At 29.1% G+C, this 16,768-nt stretch carries 16 protein-coding genes; 9 read left to right on the top strand and 7 right to left on the bottom strand.

Annotation, left to right across the window (positions count from 1 at the left end; all coding sequences use genetic code 11):
• Positions 1–32 precede the first annotated feature (32 nt).
• The 3 genes from HW276_RS10120 to HW276_RS10110 all read left to right on the top strand — a co-directional run bounded on the left by HW276_RS10120 (position 33) and on the right by HW276_RS10110 (position 2,341).
• The gene (locus tag HW276_RS10120; protein ID WP_178938344.1) at positions 33–1,229 is read left to right on the top strand and encodes a DKNYY domain-containing protein; all 1,197 of its coding nucleotides are present in this window, start codon (positions 33–35) and stop codon (positions 1,227–1,229) included.
• 109 nt (positions 1,230–1,338) lie between these two features.
• Positions 1,339–1,812, top strand: a complete 474-nt coding sequence (locus HW276_RS10115; protein ID WP_018499320.1) for a hypothetical protein — start codon at positions 1,339–1,341, stop codon at positions 1,810–1,812.
• A gap of 103 nt (positions 1,813–1,915) precedes the next feature.
• The gene (locus tag HW276_RS10110) at positions 1,916–2,341 is read left to right on the top strand and encodes a lysozyme inhibitor LprI family protein (RefSeq protein WP_178938343.1); all 426 of its coding nucleotides are present in this window, start codon (positions 1,916–1,918) and stop codon (positions 2,339–2,341) included.
• A 252-nt stretch (positions 2,342–2,593) separates the two neighbouring features.
• On the opposite strand, the gene HW276_RS10105 is transcribed toward HW276_RS10110, so the two are convergent.
• From HW276_RS10105 to HW276_RS10080, 6 genes are all read right to left on the bottom strand, one after another.
• Positions 2,594–2,854: an HPr family phosphocarrier protein gene (locus HW276_RS10105; protein WP_018450418.1), complete on the bottom strand. Its 261-nt coding sequence runs from the start codon at positions 2,852–2,854 to the stop codon at positions 2,594–2,596.
• 127 nt (positions 2,855–2,981) lie between these two features.
• Entirely contained in the window at positions 2,982–4,631 is a 1,650-nt protein-coding gene (locus HW276_RS10100; RefSeq protein WP_178938342.1) for an NFACT family protein, read from the bottom strand.
• Positions 4,632–4,672: 41 nt separating this feature from the next.
• Positions 4,673–5,335 (bottom strand): MarR family transcriptional regulator, encoded by a 663-nt coding sequence (locus HW276_RS10095; RefSeq protein WP_147004314.1) that lies wholly within the window; start codon positions 5,333–5,335, stop codon positions 4,673–4,675.
• Between the two features lie 40 nt (positions 5,336–5,375).
• The gene (gene rpe, locus HW276_RS10090) at positions 5,376–6,008 is read right to left on the bottom strand and encodes a ribulose-phosphate 3-epimerase (RefSeq protein ID WP_147004313.1); all 633 of its coding nucleotides are present in this window, start codon (positions 6,006–6,008) and stop codon (positions 5,376–5,378) included.
• 47 nt (positions 6,009–6,055) lie between these two features.
• Positions 6,056–6,931 (bottom strand): ribosome small subunit-dependent GTPase A, encoded by an 876-nt coding sequence (gene rsgA, locus HW276_RS10085; protein ID WP_370464650.1) that lies wholly within the window; start codon positions 6,929–6,931, stop codon positions 6,056–6,058.
• A gap of 221 nt (positions 6,932–7,152) precedes the next feature.
• Positions 7,153–8,121 carry a PASTA domain-containing protein gene (locus tag HW276_RS10080; protein ID WP_178938341.1) on the bottom strand — a complete coding sequence of 323 codons (969 nt, stop codon included), beginning with the start codon at positions 8,119–8,121 and terminating at the stop codon, positions 7,153–7,155.
• A 202-nt stretch (positions 8,122–8,323) separates the two neighbouring features.
• Here HW276_RS10080 and HW276_RS10075 point away from each other — a divergent pair, with 202 nt between their 5' ends.
• The 5 genes from HW276_RS10075 (at position 8,324) to HW276_RS10055 (ending at position 13,357) form a co-directional block, all read left to right on the top strand.
• The gene (locus HW276_RS10075; protein WP_178938340.1) at positions 8,324–9,460 is read left to right on the top strand and encodes an SIMPL domain-containing protein; all 1,137 of its coding nucleotides are present in this window, start codon (positions 8,324–8,326) and stop codon (positions 9,458–9,460) included.
• 108 nt (positions 9,461–9,568) lie between these two features.
• Complete coding sequence (locus HW276_RS10070; RefSeq protein WP_178938339.1) at positions 9,569–10,624, top strand: SIMPL domain-containing protein; 1,056 nt, start codon at positions 9,569–9,571, stop codon at positions 10,622–10,624.
• Between the two features lie 381 nt (positions 10,625–11,005).
• Positions 11,006–11,170 (top strand): PTS transporter subunit EIIB, encoded by a 165-nt coding sequence (locus tag HW276_RS10065; protein ID WP_178938338.1) that lies wholly within the window; start codon positions 11,006–11,008, stop codon positions 11,168–11,170.
• A gap of 14 nt (positions 11,171–11,184) precedes the next feature.
• Entirely contained in the window at positions 11,185–11,625 is a 441-nt protein-coding gene (locus HW276_RS10060; protein WP_218975009.1) for a PTS transporter subunit EIIC, read from the top strand.
• Between the two features lie 133 nt (positions 11,626–11,758).
• Positions 11,759–13,357, top strand: coding sequence for a prolyl oligopeptidase family serine peptidase (locus HW276_RS10055; protein ID WP_178938337.1), 1,599 nt, complete (start codon positions 11,759–11,761; stop codon positions 13,355–13,357).
• 282 nt (positions 13,358–13,639) lie between these two features.
• Here the strand turns inward: HW276_RS10055 and HW276_RS10050 are convergent, their stop codons facing one another.
• A complete protein-coding gene (locus HW276_RS10050) occupies positions 13,640–14,980 on the bottom strand; it encodes a CCA tRNA nucleotidyltransferase (protein ID WP_178938336.1) in 1,341 nt (446 codons plus the stop codon).
• Between the two features lie 496 nt (positions 14,981–15,476).
• Here HW276_RS10050 and HW276_RS10045 point away from each other — a divergent pair, with 496 nt between their 5' ends.
• Positions 15,477–16,730, top strand: a complete 1,254-nt coding sequence (locus HW276_RS10045; protein ID WP_178938335.1) for a Glu/Leu/Phe/Val dehydrogenase — start codon at positions 15,477–15,479, stop codon at positions 16,728–16,730.
• Positions 16,731–16,768: the final 38 nt, after the last annotated feature.

Below are 16,768 nucleotides of genomic sequence, written 5' to 3'. Positions count from 1 at the left end.
ATTAAAAAAATAATGAAGGAGAAACATTAGTTATGAAAAATAAAGTTTTTAAAATATTTGTAATTATGATTTTATCAGTAAATATAAGTTATGCAGGAAGTAATCCGAAAATAGATAAAGCAACATTTCAGGAAATAGATGCTGTATATGCAAAAGATAAAAATGGAGTTTATGTCTGGGAAAATAGAGGGTGGAAAAAATTAGAAGGAATAGATCCGATTACTTTTCAAATTATAAATATTAGCGGGAGTGCGCGTCGATATCTAAAAGATAAAAATGGAATTTACAATATTGATGGAGATAGTGATAATTTGGTACTGGAAAAATTACCGTATGATCCTCAGACGTATGAAGTGATAAATCAATTGTATTCAAAAGATAAAAACAATATTTATTATTCAAATAGAAAAATAATAGGAGCAGATTTACCTACATTCCAAATAGGAAGTGATGGTTTTTCAAAAGATAAAAATAATATTTATTTGGGGGGTAAGAAAATATTGGGTGTTGATAGAGACACCATTAAGATAATAGAACTTCCTTATATAAAGGATAAAAATAATGTTTACTATGGAAATAAAAAAATAGAAGGAGCAGATAAAAACACATTTGAATTAACATATGATTTTGGATCTGTAGTAAATGGATATTATTCAAAAGATAAAAACAATGTCTATTATGAAAATAAGAAATTAAAAGGTATAGATGTAAAAACATTTAAGAAAATAAGCAGATTAGTTGACAATTTTCTTATAGAAGATAAAAATGGATTTTACATTGTTGAGAAAGACGGAAGTATAGCTCCGATAGACGGTAAGGAAGTGGATATTGAAAATCTTTCACAGTTAGCAATCAAAACTAACTTGTATCACGATAAGGACAGTATGTATTTTGTAAAAAATCATAAACTTGTAAAAATAAAAGATGCTCCTAAGGTTGATCCATATAATTTGTCGACATATAATGACAAATATATAAATAAGTATAATGTAGTTTATTACTTAGACACAGATGAAGGTGCATTTAGAAAACTTGAAAAAGCAGAAAGCCATCAGTTTAGTGCATATGGCGATACTGAATATGCAAAAGGAAGAAAAAACGTTTATTTTAAAGGTAAAATTTTAGCTGATGCTGATTATGAAAGTTTTGGTATGAAATATAATCATGAAAAGGATGTATATGAAATAAGAGATAAAAATAAAGTTTATGAAACAGTAAAAGCAGACTAGAAAAATAATAAGTAAAATAAAAACTCTCATTTTTCTTTAATAAAATTATGATATATTATTAGTGAAAAAATAAACAAAGAAGAAAAAATAGAAAGCGGAGGGAATGAAAATGAAAAAAATTATTATGGCATTATTGCTATTGATGGGAGTCATTGGGTTTTCAGAAGAAGAATTTAGTTACAAAGGTTATGATTTGCCTTTCACAAGCGATGGAAAACTGCATGAGGAAATATTGCTGAAAAGAGAGATATCAGCAGATGATACTTCAATAGAAATCAAAAAATTGAAAAATGGGAAGTATCAGTTCTGGGATTACGCTTCTGATACTGGAGATGAAAATGAGCCGCCACGAATTACAAATGCAGTTAAGGAAAAAAATGTGCTTTGTGATGAATATATCTGTATTGGATACGATACAAAATTAAAAGATCCAGTAATTTTGAATAGAAAAACGAAAAGAATAATTAGTATTGTACGAGAAAATCATGATAAAATTGATGATCCTGAACATTTGAAAGAGTTCCCTGAAGATAATCCTGAAATGTATAAATTATACCGTGATTATTATAAACTGTATAAATAAGTTGTGATTAAGAAATGATAAATTTAAACAGAAAGAGCAGGTAATAATTATTAAAAAAGTATTGTTTTTAACGCAAAATACAAAAAATAGGAGTTGATAAAAAATGAGAAAATTATTAATAGCAGGATTATTACTTTTAGGAGCTGTTGCATTTGCAGGGAAATATGAAAATGAATTGACAAAAAGAATGAAAACTTTAGAAGAAAAAGCACAGGCTGGATGGGATAGTGGAGTAAGAGCTGATATGATAAATGCTTCACTAGATTTGGATACTGAATGGGAAAAAGAAATGAATAAAGTCTATGATTTGATTCTAAAAAAACTGCCAGCAAAGGAAAAAGTAAAATTTAAAGCTGAACAGCAAAAATGGAAAAAGGATAGAGAAACTAAAGTTCAGAAGGCGTACGATAAATATGAGGCAGAAGATGGACCAAGAATGGCTGGGGAACTTGCCGCTAGTGATAGATTATCAATAACAAAAGACAGAGCATTGCAATTGGCAAAAAGATACGATAAATTAAATAAATAAGAAATCCTAATAAATTTAGGGCTTGAGTAAAATAATTATAGTTTTTGAGTTCTATTTTTAATAAGTTTTACTATAAAAGGAAATAGTGTAAAATTTCAGCTATTTCCTTATTTTTTTTATCAGATCTTTTAATTCTGCTGCATGCAGTCTTATTTTTATTATTTTTTTAAATAAAAAAACGCCATTCATCAAATGTCTAAAAAAGAAATTTTTAAAAACATAGATTTCTTGGCGTAATTTTAAATGAATTTATTAGTCTCTAATAGTTGCTAACAATTCTCCTAATACTTCAACTGCTTGTTCAGCATCAGGCCCTTCAGCGTGAACTGTAACTTCTGAACCGTTTTTAATTCCAATTGATAATAATTTCAATAAAGATTTTCCGTTTACTTTTTTCCCTTCATTTTCAACTTCTACTTTACTTTCAAATTCTTTTGCTTTAGCAACAAATACTCCACCTGGTCTTGTATGTAATCCTGTAGGATTTGTCATAGTAACTGTTTTACTTGCCATTATTAGTCCTCCTTAAATATCATTACTTTAATTTTACAACAGTTTTTGGCATTTGTCAATAAGCAGTAAAAACATTTTTTTGATTAAAAGGAAAGATACATAATAATCTAATTTTAGAAAATATTTTTTAAAGAGATTTTTCTGTAACATTAACTAATAATGAATGAAAATTAGTATAAGTCACATTTCCAGGCTTACTATTCTTTATTTTCTTGACAAATTTTCTTTCACAGTAATCAACTGTAACTTTATCGCCTTTTTTTGCTTTAGAATATTCACAAGCGAGATTTGCGGCATAAATTAAAGCATCTTCAGGAAGTTCTTGATTATTTCGTAAAATAAGAACATGGCTTCCAGGAATATCTTTTATATGCATCCATATATCGTTTGGCTGCCCTTTAGAAAAGGATATTTCCTCATTCTCTTTATTATTTCTTCCAACAAAGATTTGAAAACCTTTATAGTCAAATGACAATAATTCACGTTTTTTTGTTTTATTCAATTTAATTTTATTTTTTATTTTATTTCCATTATCTGATAAATTCAGTTCATTTTCAATTTCTTCAATCCCAATAAAATCATTTTCCTTTTCAATGAACATTTTTATTTCTTCAAAATATTTTATTTCATCCTGAATGTCGGAAAATCTTATATTTAAGGCTGAAATAGTACGTTTTCCTTTATTATACTTATTATAATAAAAATTTAAATTATCATTTGGAGATAAAAGCGGATCAAGATTTATCGTAATTTCCTGATTATTATAAAAATCAAAAACTGTAACTTTTTTCATTCCATATTTTATCTGGTGCATATTTGCCGCCAAAATATCTCCGATATTTTTATAATTTTCAAAATTTTCATTTTTTTTCAAGTCAACTTTTATATTTTTTTCTATTTTTTTGAATTTTTTTATTTGCGAATCAACATATTTTAACAAACTTTTCTTTTTTTCACTAATGACATTGGAAGTAATTGTTGTTTTAAAATAAGCATTTAAGCCTTCATTCAAAGTTTCAAAATATTTTCTGTTATTTTTATTTTCTGGATTAGTATTTTCCTTCTGACTAAATTCTGAAAACTCATTATAAGTCAGCACTTTCTGAATTTTTCCACGATTTAATATTTCATACATTACAGGTTTGTAACTAGACAAATACTTTTCAAAAACATCGTAATCTTGTGAACACTGTACCGCAAAAGCACGCCCAGCACCTTCAATCTTTTCCAAAAAAGTTTCTGTTTCAAATGGAAAATTTTCCTTTTCCAAATAAATTGGCGAAATCTTTTTTTCCTCAAAAGGCAATGTGTATTTTGCTCCAGTCATAATAACACGGTTTCCAACATCAATCGAAGTAAAAAAAAGTGCAGACAGAATTTTATCTTTACAAGTTAGGAAAATATTACTTGCCTTTCCCATAATTTCAATAATTAACGTATACTTTTCCACATCTCCAAATTGATTTAACTTTTCAAAGTCAAAATATACAATCCTGTCAAAGTCTTCCTGTCTAATATTAATTAAAATAGAATTTTGCAGGTGCTTTTTTAATGAAAGCAGAAATTTTGACTGGAAGTCAGTATTTGGATCTTTTTCATCTTTTAAATAAAAAATAGTTGAATTATCCTTTACTTGAAAAAGCAGGTTATTTTTTCCAAAAAAGAGTGAAAATGACACTCTGTCATATTGAAAAATTTTTGTCAATTTATATCGTAATATTTTTTCCTTTATTTCCTTTACAAGAAATGAAATTCCAATTCCATCTAAATAGAGCATATTTTCCTCCTTTTTTATTTTTATATTTTTTCAGTTATTTTTTAAAGTGCATTTTTTCTAACCATGATATTTTCAGCATCCTCAACATTTAGTACCTTTTCATCTCCATCAACAATCATGTTTATTAAATATTTATCAATATTTAAAATTTTGATTAGCGATTTTATTACAACGCCTTTTTCGTTCAAATATTTTCTAATGGCTGTGCTTCCCTTGATTGAAGATACTTGAACTAAATCGCCCTTTTCAAAATTCAAGATTGATTCAGGCTGGATGTCCTTTTTGACTTTATTAAGATTTCTCATAATTGTTTCAAAAACTTCAACAAATGTATCTAATTTTTCCTTTGGAATATCCTCTGTTATTTTTTCTAAGATAGTCGAATGGAAATTACCATGATAATTTAAGGCAACCTCTCCCTTTTGAGTCAGTTTAACAAAAACTTTACGTCTGTCAGTATTCGACCGAGAACGTTCTAGAAATTGCTTTTCAGTTAATTTGTTTACAGCAACAGAAGCTGTTCCCATTGTAATGCCCAATTTATCAGAAAGTTCATTCATTGTAATTTCATTTTCTCCAATTGCTTCAATGATATGCAGTTCCGATGTTGTCAAGCACTTTATTACCTGATTTAAGTTAATTTCTTCAATTTTATAGTATGTTTTATAAAAGTTGTCTAATAGATTTTCAATTTTCTCATACATTTTGATTTTCCCCTTTCTTAATTTTTTGTGTTTTTTTTCTTTATTTTAAAGATTCAATTTTTTCCTTGTAATTTCCGCTAAAAATATATGAACCTGCAACTAAAATATTTGCTCCAGCTTCCTTCACAAGTTTTGCAGTTTCATTGTTTATTCCGCCATCCACTTCAATGTCAATATTTTTATCAATTTCTCGCAAGTCCTTTATTTTCTGAACCATTTCAGGAATAAATTTTTGACCGCCAAAGCCAGGATTTACAGTCATAATTAGCACCATGTCAATATTTTTTAATTCATATTTTAAAATATCTAGCGGAGTAGAAGGATTTAGTGCAACTCCTACTTTTTTCCCAAAAGATTTTATCAGCTGAATTGTTCTGTTCAGATGTTTTACAGCTTCAGCATGAACTGTGATAATATCAGAAAACTGTGCAAAATCTTTTATCAAATAATCAGGCTCATTTACCATTAAATGAACATCAAATACAAGATTGCTATGCTTTCTTAAAGATGAAATAACAGGAGCTCCATAACTGATATTCGGCACAAAGTTCCCATCCATAACATCCAAATGCAGATATTCTGCTCCAAATTTTTCCACTTCTGCGATTTCTTCCCTTAATTTACTGAAATCCGCAGCAAGCAGAGAAGGCGATATTATAACCTTTTTATCCATAAAAATCAACTCTTTTCTTTAGTAATATTTATTCAAATGAAAATTATTTAAGTATACTTTAAAAATTTTATATTTTCTAGCGAATACAGGTAAAAATCGTATCGTTCCCTTGAAATATTTCCATTTTCCACATTTTCCTTTATTGCGCAATTTGGCTCATTTACGTGAATACAGTCACGGAATTTACAGTTAGGAATAAATTCCAGAAATTCTGGAAATAATTTTTCCAATTCCTTTTTATTTTCCAGTTTTGGAAAGTCCAGTGTTGAAAATCCAGGCGTATCTATTAGATAAGAGTGGGGAGCTGTCATAAAAAATCGGCTCTCTATCGTTGTGTGCCGTCCTTTTCCAGTTTTTCCGCTGACATCATTTGTAGTTAATATTTCTTCTCCAATTAAAGTGTTAATAAGCGTTGATTTTCCAGCTCCAGATGGTCCTGAAACTACGACGGATTTTTCATTTATGTATTGCTTTAATTCTGAAAGTCCAGTTTTTGTTTCGGTAGAAATTGGAAAAATGGAAATTGCCTCTTTAAAAATTTTTTTGAATTTATTAAAAAAATCTTCCAGCTCTTCTTGTGAAGCCAAGTCAATTTTAGATAAGATTAGCACAACTGGAATATTTTGAGAATTTGCATTCAAAAGCATTTTCTGAAAATTTGTAAAATCAAAGTCTGGACTTTTTATTGCAAATAAAATACCAATAAAATCAATATTTGCAATAAGCGGGCGATATAAAAAGTTTTTCCTTTTCTCAATTTTTTCAATAACTTTTTCTTTTTCATCAAATTCTACCATATCACCGATTATACAATTCATTTTGTTATTTTTCACTTTTAGCGTTCCACGTAATTTACATTCATAAATATTTTCTTCACTTAAATTTTTGGAATTTTCATCTAGAACATAGTAAAATCCCTTTATTTTTCTAATAACTTTTCCTTTTATAAAAATATTTGGGAGAAATTTTAAAATCTGCAGTTTATAGAATAACTATATAGTAACAAGGGGCCTTGACCCCTTGATAATTAAATTACATAGTTATTGAACCAAGTTTAATAAAGCCTTAAAATAACTCCCGTCTCCTTTCTTTATTTTTCTATATTTAATTTATAACTTAGATAGCAAATCTAATTTTTATATTTCTACTCATCATCGTCTCCACCGCCAGTATTTGGTTCATTGGAATTTCCACCGCTATTTGAATTATTAGTCGGAGAAGCAGGTGTTGTATTACCATTACTTTGCTGCTTGTCATTTTGTTGAGGATTATTGTCTATTTGATTTATTGTATCATCAATAGTTTTTTCAATTTCTTTTTCATTTATATTATCTCGAGAACGATTAATAATTTCTTCATTTGATCTAGCACGTTTTTTTGCACTCGCTCCATTATTTATTACAACAGATACTTTCTGTCCACGCTGTATTTTCGTTCCAGCTGCAGGATTTGTAGAAATAATTGTATTTACCGGCAATGTTGGATCATTTGTTTGAGATATGGAGCTAATTTCAAGTCCAATTTGCTTTAACACTTCTCTTGCATCATTTAAATCAAGTCCTGTTATATTTGGCATAACTGATGGATCTATCATTTGCTGTGAAGAAACAAGTATTGATATTTTCTGGTTAATTTCCAGTTTTGTACCTGGTTTTGGATAAACTCCCAAAATAGTGTTGTATTTTTGGTTAGATGGATAATAATCAATTGTTTCAATTTGAATATTTAACCCTTTTAGCCGAGATCTTGCCTCAAGCAGTTCCAATCCAATAATATTAGGGACTTTTACATCTTCCCCATTATTAACCCAGATTCTTACAACTCTGTTTACTTTTACTTCCTTTCCAGATCGTGGATCCTGATTATACACCGTATCTAGCGGCACCTTTTCTGTTTTGGAATTAATAACCTTGACTTTTAATCCAGCTTCCTTCAAGTATTTTATCGCTTCTTTCTTGTCAAGCCCCGTAACATCAGGAATAACAGTAAGTCTAGTGTTAAAAAAATGACGTTCAAAAACATCTTTTCCAAATATTGCTAGTGTAACTAGACAAATCACTACAATAACAGTTTTAAAAGTTTTAGCATAGCTAAATTTATATTGTGTGGCCATTTTTCACCTCGTTATTTTTATTTATAATTCTTTATTTTATATAATACCATAAATATTGAAAAAATGATATATATTATTTTTTCTAAAAAATCTTAAAATAAAAATAAAATTTCTCATTTACTTTTAACTTTATCGTGTTATACTTAATTTAGAAAATAAAAATTTGGAAAATAAATAATCAAGTGAAATTATGGAGGGAAAAATGAAAAAAGTAGCAATTGCGCTATTTTCTCTGTTAAGTGTATTTTCATTTGGAGCGAATGAAAATCTTGTGAGAAAAATTAGTGTTACGGGAAATGCAGAAAGGGAAATTATGCCAGATTTAGCAAAAATTGATTTCAAAGTTGAAGTGAAGGGGAAAAACTTAAATCAGGCAACAAATGAGGTAAATAAAAAAGTTGAGAAATTTAAGAATGATTTGAAAGCTAGAAGAATATCACTGGAAAATCTGGAAACAACTGCATTTTATAATAGAAAAGGGACGGAATATGAAGATGATGAGGATATTTTGGATGTAAAGACAGTTCCAGGCAAGAATGTGAAAAAAGCTGAGAAAAAGCCGACTTCCTATGATGTGAAAATGGAGATGCTTGTGAAAAATACAGATTTTAACAAGATTTCAGCATTAATTGACTTGGAAGATGGAGATAATTTACAAAGTATTCAGAAAAATTTTGATGAAAATACGTTTGCATTTAATATAAATGAAAATGGAACAACAGTTGACCAGGCTTTAAATAAAGTATTTAACAAACTTAATACTTCCAGAAGAAAGCTAATTTCAGCTGGAATCCCTGAAAGTGATATTATTTTGAGTGATTATGCAATAAGAGAAAACTATACAGAAAATAAAGGCACAAAAAAAGATGTTTACTATGTTACAGATGAATTTGTGCTTACAACAAAAAATATAAAGGAACTTAATACAATAATTTCAATTGCCGATGACAACGGAATAAACATAAACGGCTCAATTAATTTTGACTTGTCAGATAAAGACAGAATTGAGTCAGAAATGTATAAAGATGCTTATAATCAGACAAAACAGAAAGCAGAAAGCATCTTACGTTCGAGCAAGATGAAACTGGGAGAACCTATTATTGTGAGTGAAGATGTGGAATTTCAGCAAAAGATGATTGACAGGATTGATCAGGATTGGAATGTGGCTTACGATGCAGCACCAACGGCAGAACTTGAATATTCAAATGCTAAAGTTATAACTCAGGCAGTGGAAGTGCCTGTACCTATAGCAATGAGAGCTGGTAAATCTAGAGTTGATTATACTCCAAAACCGTTAAAATTGACACAGAATATATCGGTTATGTATGAGATGAAATAATTTAAAGTAAAAATAAAAATGTACAGTTTTATATGTGAATAATTATAAAGCCAGTAAATATAATATTTTAATTTTTGTAAAGATTGAAATTGAGAAAGGAATTTTAAAATGAAAAGAATAATAGCATTACTTATGATAGTTTTTTCAGTATTATCATTTTCAGATAGTGAAATTACTGGAAAAAGAATACAGGTTAGAGGTGTTTCAAAAAAAGAAATCGCACCAAATTCAGCAAAAATTACTCTTACGATTCGGACAGAAAATGAAAGTTTAGATAAGGCGAGTGCTGAAAATTCGCAAATTTTGGAAAGATACAAAAGATTGCTTGCTCAGACTGGGACAAAGTACAGCAAGATTAATTCAACAGGATATTCCACTTATGAATCTTATAATTGGGATACTGTAATTGAAAATAAGGGGAAAAAAGAATATCAGACTAAACTTTCCGTAGAAATTGATAGAATCTCGCTTGATACATTGAAAAACTTTATGAATGTACTTGCAAATGAAAAAATTTATTCTCTAAATCGAAGTAAGAACGGTACATACATTTTTACCATTGAATCACAAAATGCAACAAATAAGCAGGCATATCAAAATGCAATGGCAAAATTTAACGATATTCAGCAAAAATTAGGAAGAGCTGGAATTCCTGCAAATACAGTAAAAATTTCAGGTTATGACAACAAGGAAATCAGCCTTGAAAAACGGACAAGCAAGAGAAAAGATATTCAAGTAGTTTCACACGACATTGAAGTTGAAACAAGAGATCTGAAAAACCTTGGGAATATAATAAGTGTGGCAAATGCTCTTGGTATTGGAACAAATGGAAGCATTGAATATGATATTGACAATAAACAGCAATTGGAAAATGAACTTTATGAAAATGCCTACAAGGAAGCCTTGAAGAAAGCACAAGTTATTTTGGGAAAAACAGACTTAAACTTAAAAAACCCAGTTACAATAACTGATAAATCAAATGGAGTAATTCATCCTTACAGGGATTATAACTATAGTTATAACATGAGTGCCGATTATGATGAAGAAGATTTAAAAAAGTCAGACAGAGAACTTTTAGATGAATCATCAAGAAGAAACATTGTAATTTCTCCAAAAAAATTAAATATTTCAAAAACTGTTTATATTGAATTTGAAATGAACTAAAAATTTAACTCTCTTTAAGAACTGCTTTATTTTATAATATTGCAGTTTTTTATTTACCAAAAAATTCTTAATAAATTTGGAAATAATATAACTTTTTGGTATAAAGAAGTTAATAGACCTGTTCGACAACCTAAATTTTTTATTTCCACAAGGGGTCAAAACCCCTTGTTTCAGAATATTCGTTTTATTAAATTTTAGAAGTTTCCGAACAAGTCTAATAGTTATATTATAAATATAAATATAAAATTAATATTTATTAATTTTAAAATTAAAGTTATAGTTTTTTCTAAAATAGTGTTGACTTTGTGTAAAAATAAGTTATAATAAATAACGTTATAAAAAAATATTTTATTATAATTTATATTATGGGAGGAATCTTTTGTGAGCAAGTATCATAATGATGCCGTTAAGTTGCTGGAACTTATCGGTGGAAAAGAAAATGTTGTGGCAGTTACTCACTGTGCAACTAGAATGAGATTTTCCCTTGCAGATGAAGGAAAAGCAAGTCCAAAAGAAATTGGGCAGCACTACATCACACATTTATAGCAGTTGATTTACAATTGGCGGCAGCTTCAGGCGGAACATTTATTTGGCCATTGATTGCTTTGTCAAATATGGCTCAGTCAGGTGCAGTTTTTGCAACATACTTTATTTATAAACAGGATAAAAAACAAGAATCAGTTTCATTATCTTCAACTGTATCAGCTTGTTTTGGAATTACAGAACCAGCATTATTCGGAGCAAACTTGAAATATATGTACCCATTCTATGCGGCAATAACAGCTTCAGCATTAGCAGCAGTTATTTCTACAGGATTTAATGTATTGGCAAATGGAATTGGAGTTGGAGGAATCGCATTAGCATTCTTATCAATTAAATTTGAAGGTGCTCATCAATTAGGATTCTGGCTGGCTTCTATAGTTGCTTTTGGATTGGCATTTGTATTAACATTTGTATTCTCAAAGAATCCAAAATTAAATAAAGGAAGTTTAACAAAATAAAAATATAGTTTAAGTTTTGCAGTATATCATTGATGTAGAACTTAGAAATAATAAATTTGGCGGGAGTTTTGGCTCCTGCTTTTTTTTAAAATTTTATTGTACAATAATTTATTAAAAGAAGGAGAATTTAATTATGAGAAAAAAATTAATGATTGCATTGTTTTCTGTATTAGCGATAGGGATAATTGGAAATAGTTCAACATGTGAAAGTAAGAGAAAAGTAAATATAAAGAAAGTTGATAATAGGAAGGTTAGTGAAAAGGCTGTGAAATTAGAAAATTATAACGGAATAAAAAAAATCAGTATTTTTGTAAAAGGTTTTGAGAGTGGGCCTACTGTGAGTAAAATTATTATGAAAATGGATGATTATCGAATTACAGGGTTTGATAAAAATGACTGGAAAGTTAAGACGAATGGAGTTGAGAGAAAGGTAACTAATGTGTATGTTTCGGATAATAAAGGAGAAAAAGCCTTTGATACTGGGATTGTTACGCTTGAATTGGAAAATGTATTTAATCAGAAAACTTTGAAATATGAAGGTTCTCCATTTTCTTATAACATGAAGAAATTTTTTAATGAATGGGCGAAAGAATATGTTGTAGAAATTGATGGAAAAGTTACTGTTGATGGGAAAAATTATGCAGTTAATAAAAAGGAGGATGTGATTAATAATCGAGTTTCGACTGATACGGAATTGTTTAATTATAGAAATTCTTTTAGTGGAAATTACAAAAATCCGATTACGAAAAAAGTGGAAAATTTGAAATTGGAAGTGGCGGCTTATGAGCCAGAAATTTTGAAAAAAGGAGATAAAAAACCGCTAATTATTTGGCTTCATGGACAAGGTGAAGGTGGAACAGATCCTGATATTGATATTTTGGGTACAGAAACTTCGGCACTTGCGAAAGAAAAAATTCAAAAATATTTTACTACGAAAGGAACTGATACAAAAGGAGCTTTTGTATTGGCTGTTCAATCGCCTACTTATTGGATGGACGAAGGCGATGGGACAAATGGTAACGGAAGCGGAATTTCACGATATACGCAAATTTTGATGGATACAATTAAAGAATATGTGAAGCATAATCCATCTGTTGATACAGAAAGAATTTATCTTGCTGGAGATTCAAATGGTGGATATATGACAGTAAACATGATAATCACTTATCCAGACTATTTTGCAGCAGCTGTACCAATTTGTGAGGCATATGCTTACCATGAATATGCTAGAAATGCAGATGGAACTTACAAAGCAAAAGATATTGAAGTTTCTGCAGGTGGAGAAAATAGTGCATCTTCAAAATTCGAGGAAACTAAAAAATTATGGGTAACAAAAGAAAAAATTCAAAAAATGAAAAAAACACCAGTTTGGTTTATTGCAGCGGCAGATGATGGAATTGTTACACCGCAGAAATTCTCGCTTCCAACATATAGAGATTTATTGAAGGCTGGAGCTGACAATGCTTGGTATTCATATTATGAAAATGTGACTGGAACAGATGAACCAAACTCTAGATTTCCAGGACATTTCTCATGGATATATTTTTTGAATAATCAAGTAGAAGGTGTACAAAATCGAGATAAAATAAAAAATTCTAAAGATGAGACAACTTTTGGGTTTGAACCGAGTAATGCTGGAAAAGGTGGAAGTGAAAAGGCTCAGTTGAAAGGGAAAACGTTCGAAAATGTGTTTGAGTGGATGAATTTTCAGAAGAAAGTTAAAAGAAAATAATTTGAATTGTATAAAATAAAAATAGGGAGTGTTTAAAAGTTTGTATAGTTATGTGGATAAATATGCCAATTTAAAGGACTATTACTATGATTATACAAAAAATTTACACTCTCAAATTTTTATTTCAAAGATAATAAAAGTGTGTACAGAATTTTATGTAAATGGATAGATGAAGCTAGTAAATTCAGTACTTTGCTATTTTATTTACGCAAAAATTTTTACACTTTAAATTTCTACACTTTCTAGAATGATAAAGAAATCCCTCGATATTTTTCTAAAAAACTAATTTTTAAGAATATATTCCTTAACTTTTTCAATCAATTCTTCTTTAGAATTTTCAATATTCCCTTCTAAAAGTTCATTTAATAAATATTTTTTCACTTTCTGAATTTCTTTATTATAAATTCCAAGTTTCATTAAGTCGTAACCGTTGATATTTAAAGAATTTATCGTAGGAACTTTCATGTTTTCCACAATATGATAAAAAGTTTTCCACAAATTATCATTTCTGTCATTTTCGTGACCTTTTCCACCATCATCAGAAATTGCTAAATCAATTAATCTTTTAGTATTTAATTCACCGTAGTTGCTAATCAATGTTTTTATTGTTTTTTCACTTTGGCTATTATGTAATTTCATATGATTTTTTACAATTGTGTAGACATCATCTCTTATGTTGTTTGATTGACCAAGTCTAGACATAATTCGTTTTGCAATGGAAGCGCCAATAATTTCATGCTTGTAAAAATGAAAATATCCAGTTTTTTCATCAACGGTTTTTGCTTCAGGTTTTCCAATATCGTGAAGAAGTGCACTCCAACGTGTTGTTAATTCAGGACTCACGCCATCAAGTACATTCATGCTATGTTCCCAAAGTGTAAATTTGTGATACGGATTATTCTGATCAAAATCATAAATCACTTTTAACTCAGGTAAAACATAATCGAGAACCTTTAATTCTTTCATTTTTTCAAAACTTTTAACAGCATATTTTCCAACAATTAATTTATTTAATTCATTTGTAATTCGTTCTTGAGAAATTTTTTCTAACACATGAATATTTTCTTTTATCGCAATTTCTGTATTTTTCTCGAAATCAAATCCCAATTGACTCATAAATCTAAAAGCTCTCATCAGTCGAAGTCCATCTTCTTGCAACCGTTTTTTCGGTTTCCCAACAAATCGAATAATCTTATTTTTAATATCTTCTTGTCCGTTAAAAATATCAATAAGTCCATCCTTTTCATTAAATGCCATCGCATTAAATGTAAAATCCCTTCGCAATAAATCATCTTCAATATCGTTCACAAACTCAACAGAATCTGGTCTTCTCCCATCACTCCCAATATCTGTTCTAAATTTTGCAATCTCAAAATTTTCATCTTCATAATGAATTATCAAAATTCCAAAAGCTTTTCCAACTTCCTTTGTCGGATAATCAGAAAATATTTTTTTAATATCATTATATCCCATATTTGTTGCAATGTCGATATCTTTTGGAGTTTTACCTAAAAGAATATCTCGTAAACAGCCTCCAACAAAATACCCTTTATTCCCATTCGAATTTAATTTTTCTAAAATTTTTGTTGCTTTCTCATCAAAAGTATAATTTTCTAATTTCATTTTTCACCTCAATTTTTAAAAACTTTTTTATATTATACTATTTTTTGTGAAAAAAATCATAAAATTTTCCAATGATAAAATTGTTTATTTGCAAATAAAAGATGAAATTGAAGAATTTTTTTATTACAATGACAGAGAAAATTGAAAATTAAATATCAATTTATCGAAAAAATCTAATAAAATATGATAATAGATAATTTGTTTGATGATAAGACTGTTAAGAAATTTATTAGTTTTTAGATATTTGAAAATGTGTTTGAGTGGATGAATTTTCAGAAAAAAAACAGAAAAAAATAAATTTTTTTTAAAGATTTAAATTGGTAAGAATATGCGATAAAAATTGAATTTTTGGGATTTTTCACATGTAAAAAATAAGAAATGTGAGTGAAAAAATGCTTGCAAATTTATGTGGAATTGTAGTATTATATACAAGTAGAGAAGATCTTCGGCGGGAAAGTTGAAAATCAAATAGACTAGAAAAAGAGAGGTAGAAAAGATGGCAAAAGAAACATTGAATCCATTTGAAATTGCGCAAAAGCAAATTAAATCAGCTTGTGATAAATTAAATGCAGATCCAGCTGTTTATGAAATTTTGAAAAATCCTATGAGAGTGTTGGAAGTGTCGTTCCCAGTAAAATTAGACAATGGAACAGTTAAGACATTTATAGGATATAGATCACAGCATAACAATGCGGTAGGACCCTTTAAAGGTGGACTTAGATTCCATCCAGGCGTAACAAGAGATGAAGTAAAAGCTCTATCAACTTGGATGACATTTAAATGTTCAGTTGCAGGAATCCCTTACGGTGGTGGAAAAGGTGGAATGGCAATTGATCCTAAAGAATATTCTAAAGATGAATTAGAAAGAATTTCTAAAGGATTTGCAAAAGCAATTTCTCCAATTATCGGAGAAAAAGTTGACATCCCAGCTCCAGATGTTAATACAAATGGACAAATTATGTCTTGGATGGTTGATGCTTATGAAGAAGTTGCGGGAAAATCAACAAAAGGTGTATTTACAGGAAAACCTTTAGAATTTGGAGGATCTCTTGCAAGAACAGAAGCAACTGGTTACGGAGTTAATTTGACAGCTAAAAAAGCTTTAGCAAAATTAAACATTGATGTAAAAGGTGCAACTTATGCTGTACAAGGATTTGGAAATGTTGGATTCTATACAGCTTATTATGCACACAAAGATGGTGCAAAAATTGTAGCTTTCTCAAATTCACATGTTGCAATTTATAATGAAAATGGAATTGACATGGAAGCTGTAATCAAAGATTTTGAAGCAAATGGACGTATTACAGAAAACAAAGGATATGGAAAAGATATTACAAATGCTGAATTATTAGAATTGGAAGTTGATGTTTTAGCGCCTTGTGCATTAGAAAATCAAATTACTTCTGAAAATGCTGACAGAGTTAAAGCAAAAGTAGTTGCAGAAGGAGCAAATGGACCAACAACTCCTGAAGCTGATGAAATTTTATTCAAAAAAGGAATCGTAGTTGTTCCTGATATCTTAGCAAATTCAGGTGGAGTTGTAGTTTCATACTTTGAATGGGTACAAAACTTGCAAAGTTACTATTGGCCATTTGATGAAGTTCAACAAAAAGAAGCTGCATTATTGTCAGGAGCATTTGAAGATGTATGGGCTTTAGCAGATGAATATAAAGTAGATTTAAGAAATGCCGCTTATATGAAGAGTATTGAAAGAATTTCAAAAGCAATGAAATTAAGAGGATGGTATTAATTTTTTAAGTTTTTGATAGTTTGATAGTAAGTTAAATA

It is taken from the genome of Leptotrichia sp. oral taxon 417 (assembly GCF_013394865.1).
Lineage (GTDB): Bacteria > Fusobacteriota > Fusobacteriia > Fusobacteriales > Leptotrichiaceae > Leptotrichia > Leptotrichia wadei_A.
The sequence above is the reverse complement of the archived record's forward strand: the minus strand, read 5'-3'. Positions and strand labels throughout refer to the sequence as shown.

Coding starts and splice junctions, on each gene's coding strand:
- HW276_RS10120 (WP_178938344.1), top strand. CDS start 33: ATGAAAAATAAAGTTTTTAAAATATTTGTAATTATGATTTTATCAGTA.
- HW276_RS10115 (WP_018499320.1), top strand. CDS start 1,339: ATGAAAAAAATTATTATGGCATTATTGCTATTGATGGGAGTCATTGGG.
- HW276_RS10110 (WP_178938343.1), top strand. CDS start 1,916: ATGAGAAAATTATTAATAGCAGGATTATTACTTTTAGGAGCTGTTGCA.
- HW276_RS10105 (WP_018450418.1), bottom strand. CDS start 2,854: ATGGCAAGTAAAACAGTTACTATGACAAATCCTACAGGATTACATACA.
- HW276_RS10100 (WP_178938342.1), bottom strand. CDS start 4,631: ATGCTCTATTTAGATGGAATTGGAATTTCATTTCTTGTAAAGGAAATA.
- HW276_RS10095 (WP_147004314.1), bottom strand. CDS start 5,335: ATGTATGAGAAAATTGAAAATCTATTAGACAACTTTTATAAAACATAC.
- rpe (WP_147004313.1), bottom strand. CDS start 6,008: ATGGATAAAAAGGTTATAATATCGCCTTCTCTGCTTGCTGCGGATTTC.
- HW276_RS10080 (WP_178938341.1), bottom strand. CDS start 8,121: ATGGCCACACAATATAAATTTAGCTATGCTAAAACTTTTAAAACTGTT.
- HW276_RS10075 (WP_178938340.1), top strand. CDS start 8,324: ATGAAAAAAGTAGCAATTGCGCTATTTTCTCTGTTAAGTGTATTTTCA.
- HW276_RS10070 (WP_178938339.1), top strand. CDS start 9,569: ATGAAAAGAATAATAGCATTACTTATGATAGTTTTTTCAGTATTATCA.
- HW276_RS10055 (WP_178938337.1), top strand. CDS start 11,759: ATGAGAAAAAAATTAATGATTGCATTGTTTTCTGTATTAGCGATAGGG.
- HW276_RS10050 (WP_178938336.1), bottom strand. CDS start 14,980: ATGAAATTAGAAAATTATACTTTTGATGAGAAAGCAACAAAAATTTTA.
- HW276_RS10045 (WP_178938335.1), top strand. CDS start 15,477: ATGGCAAAAGAAACATTGAATCCATTTGAAATTGCGCAAAAGCAAATT.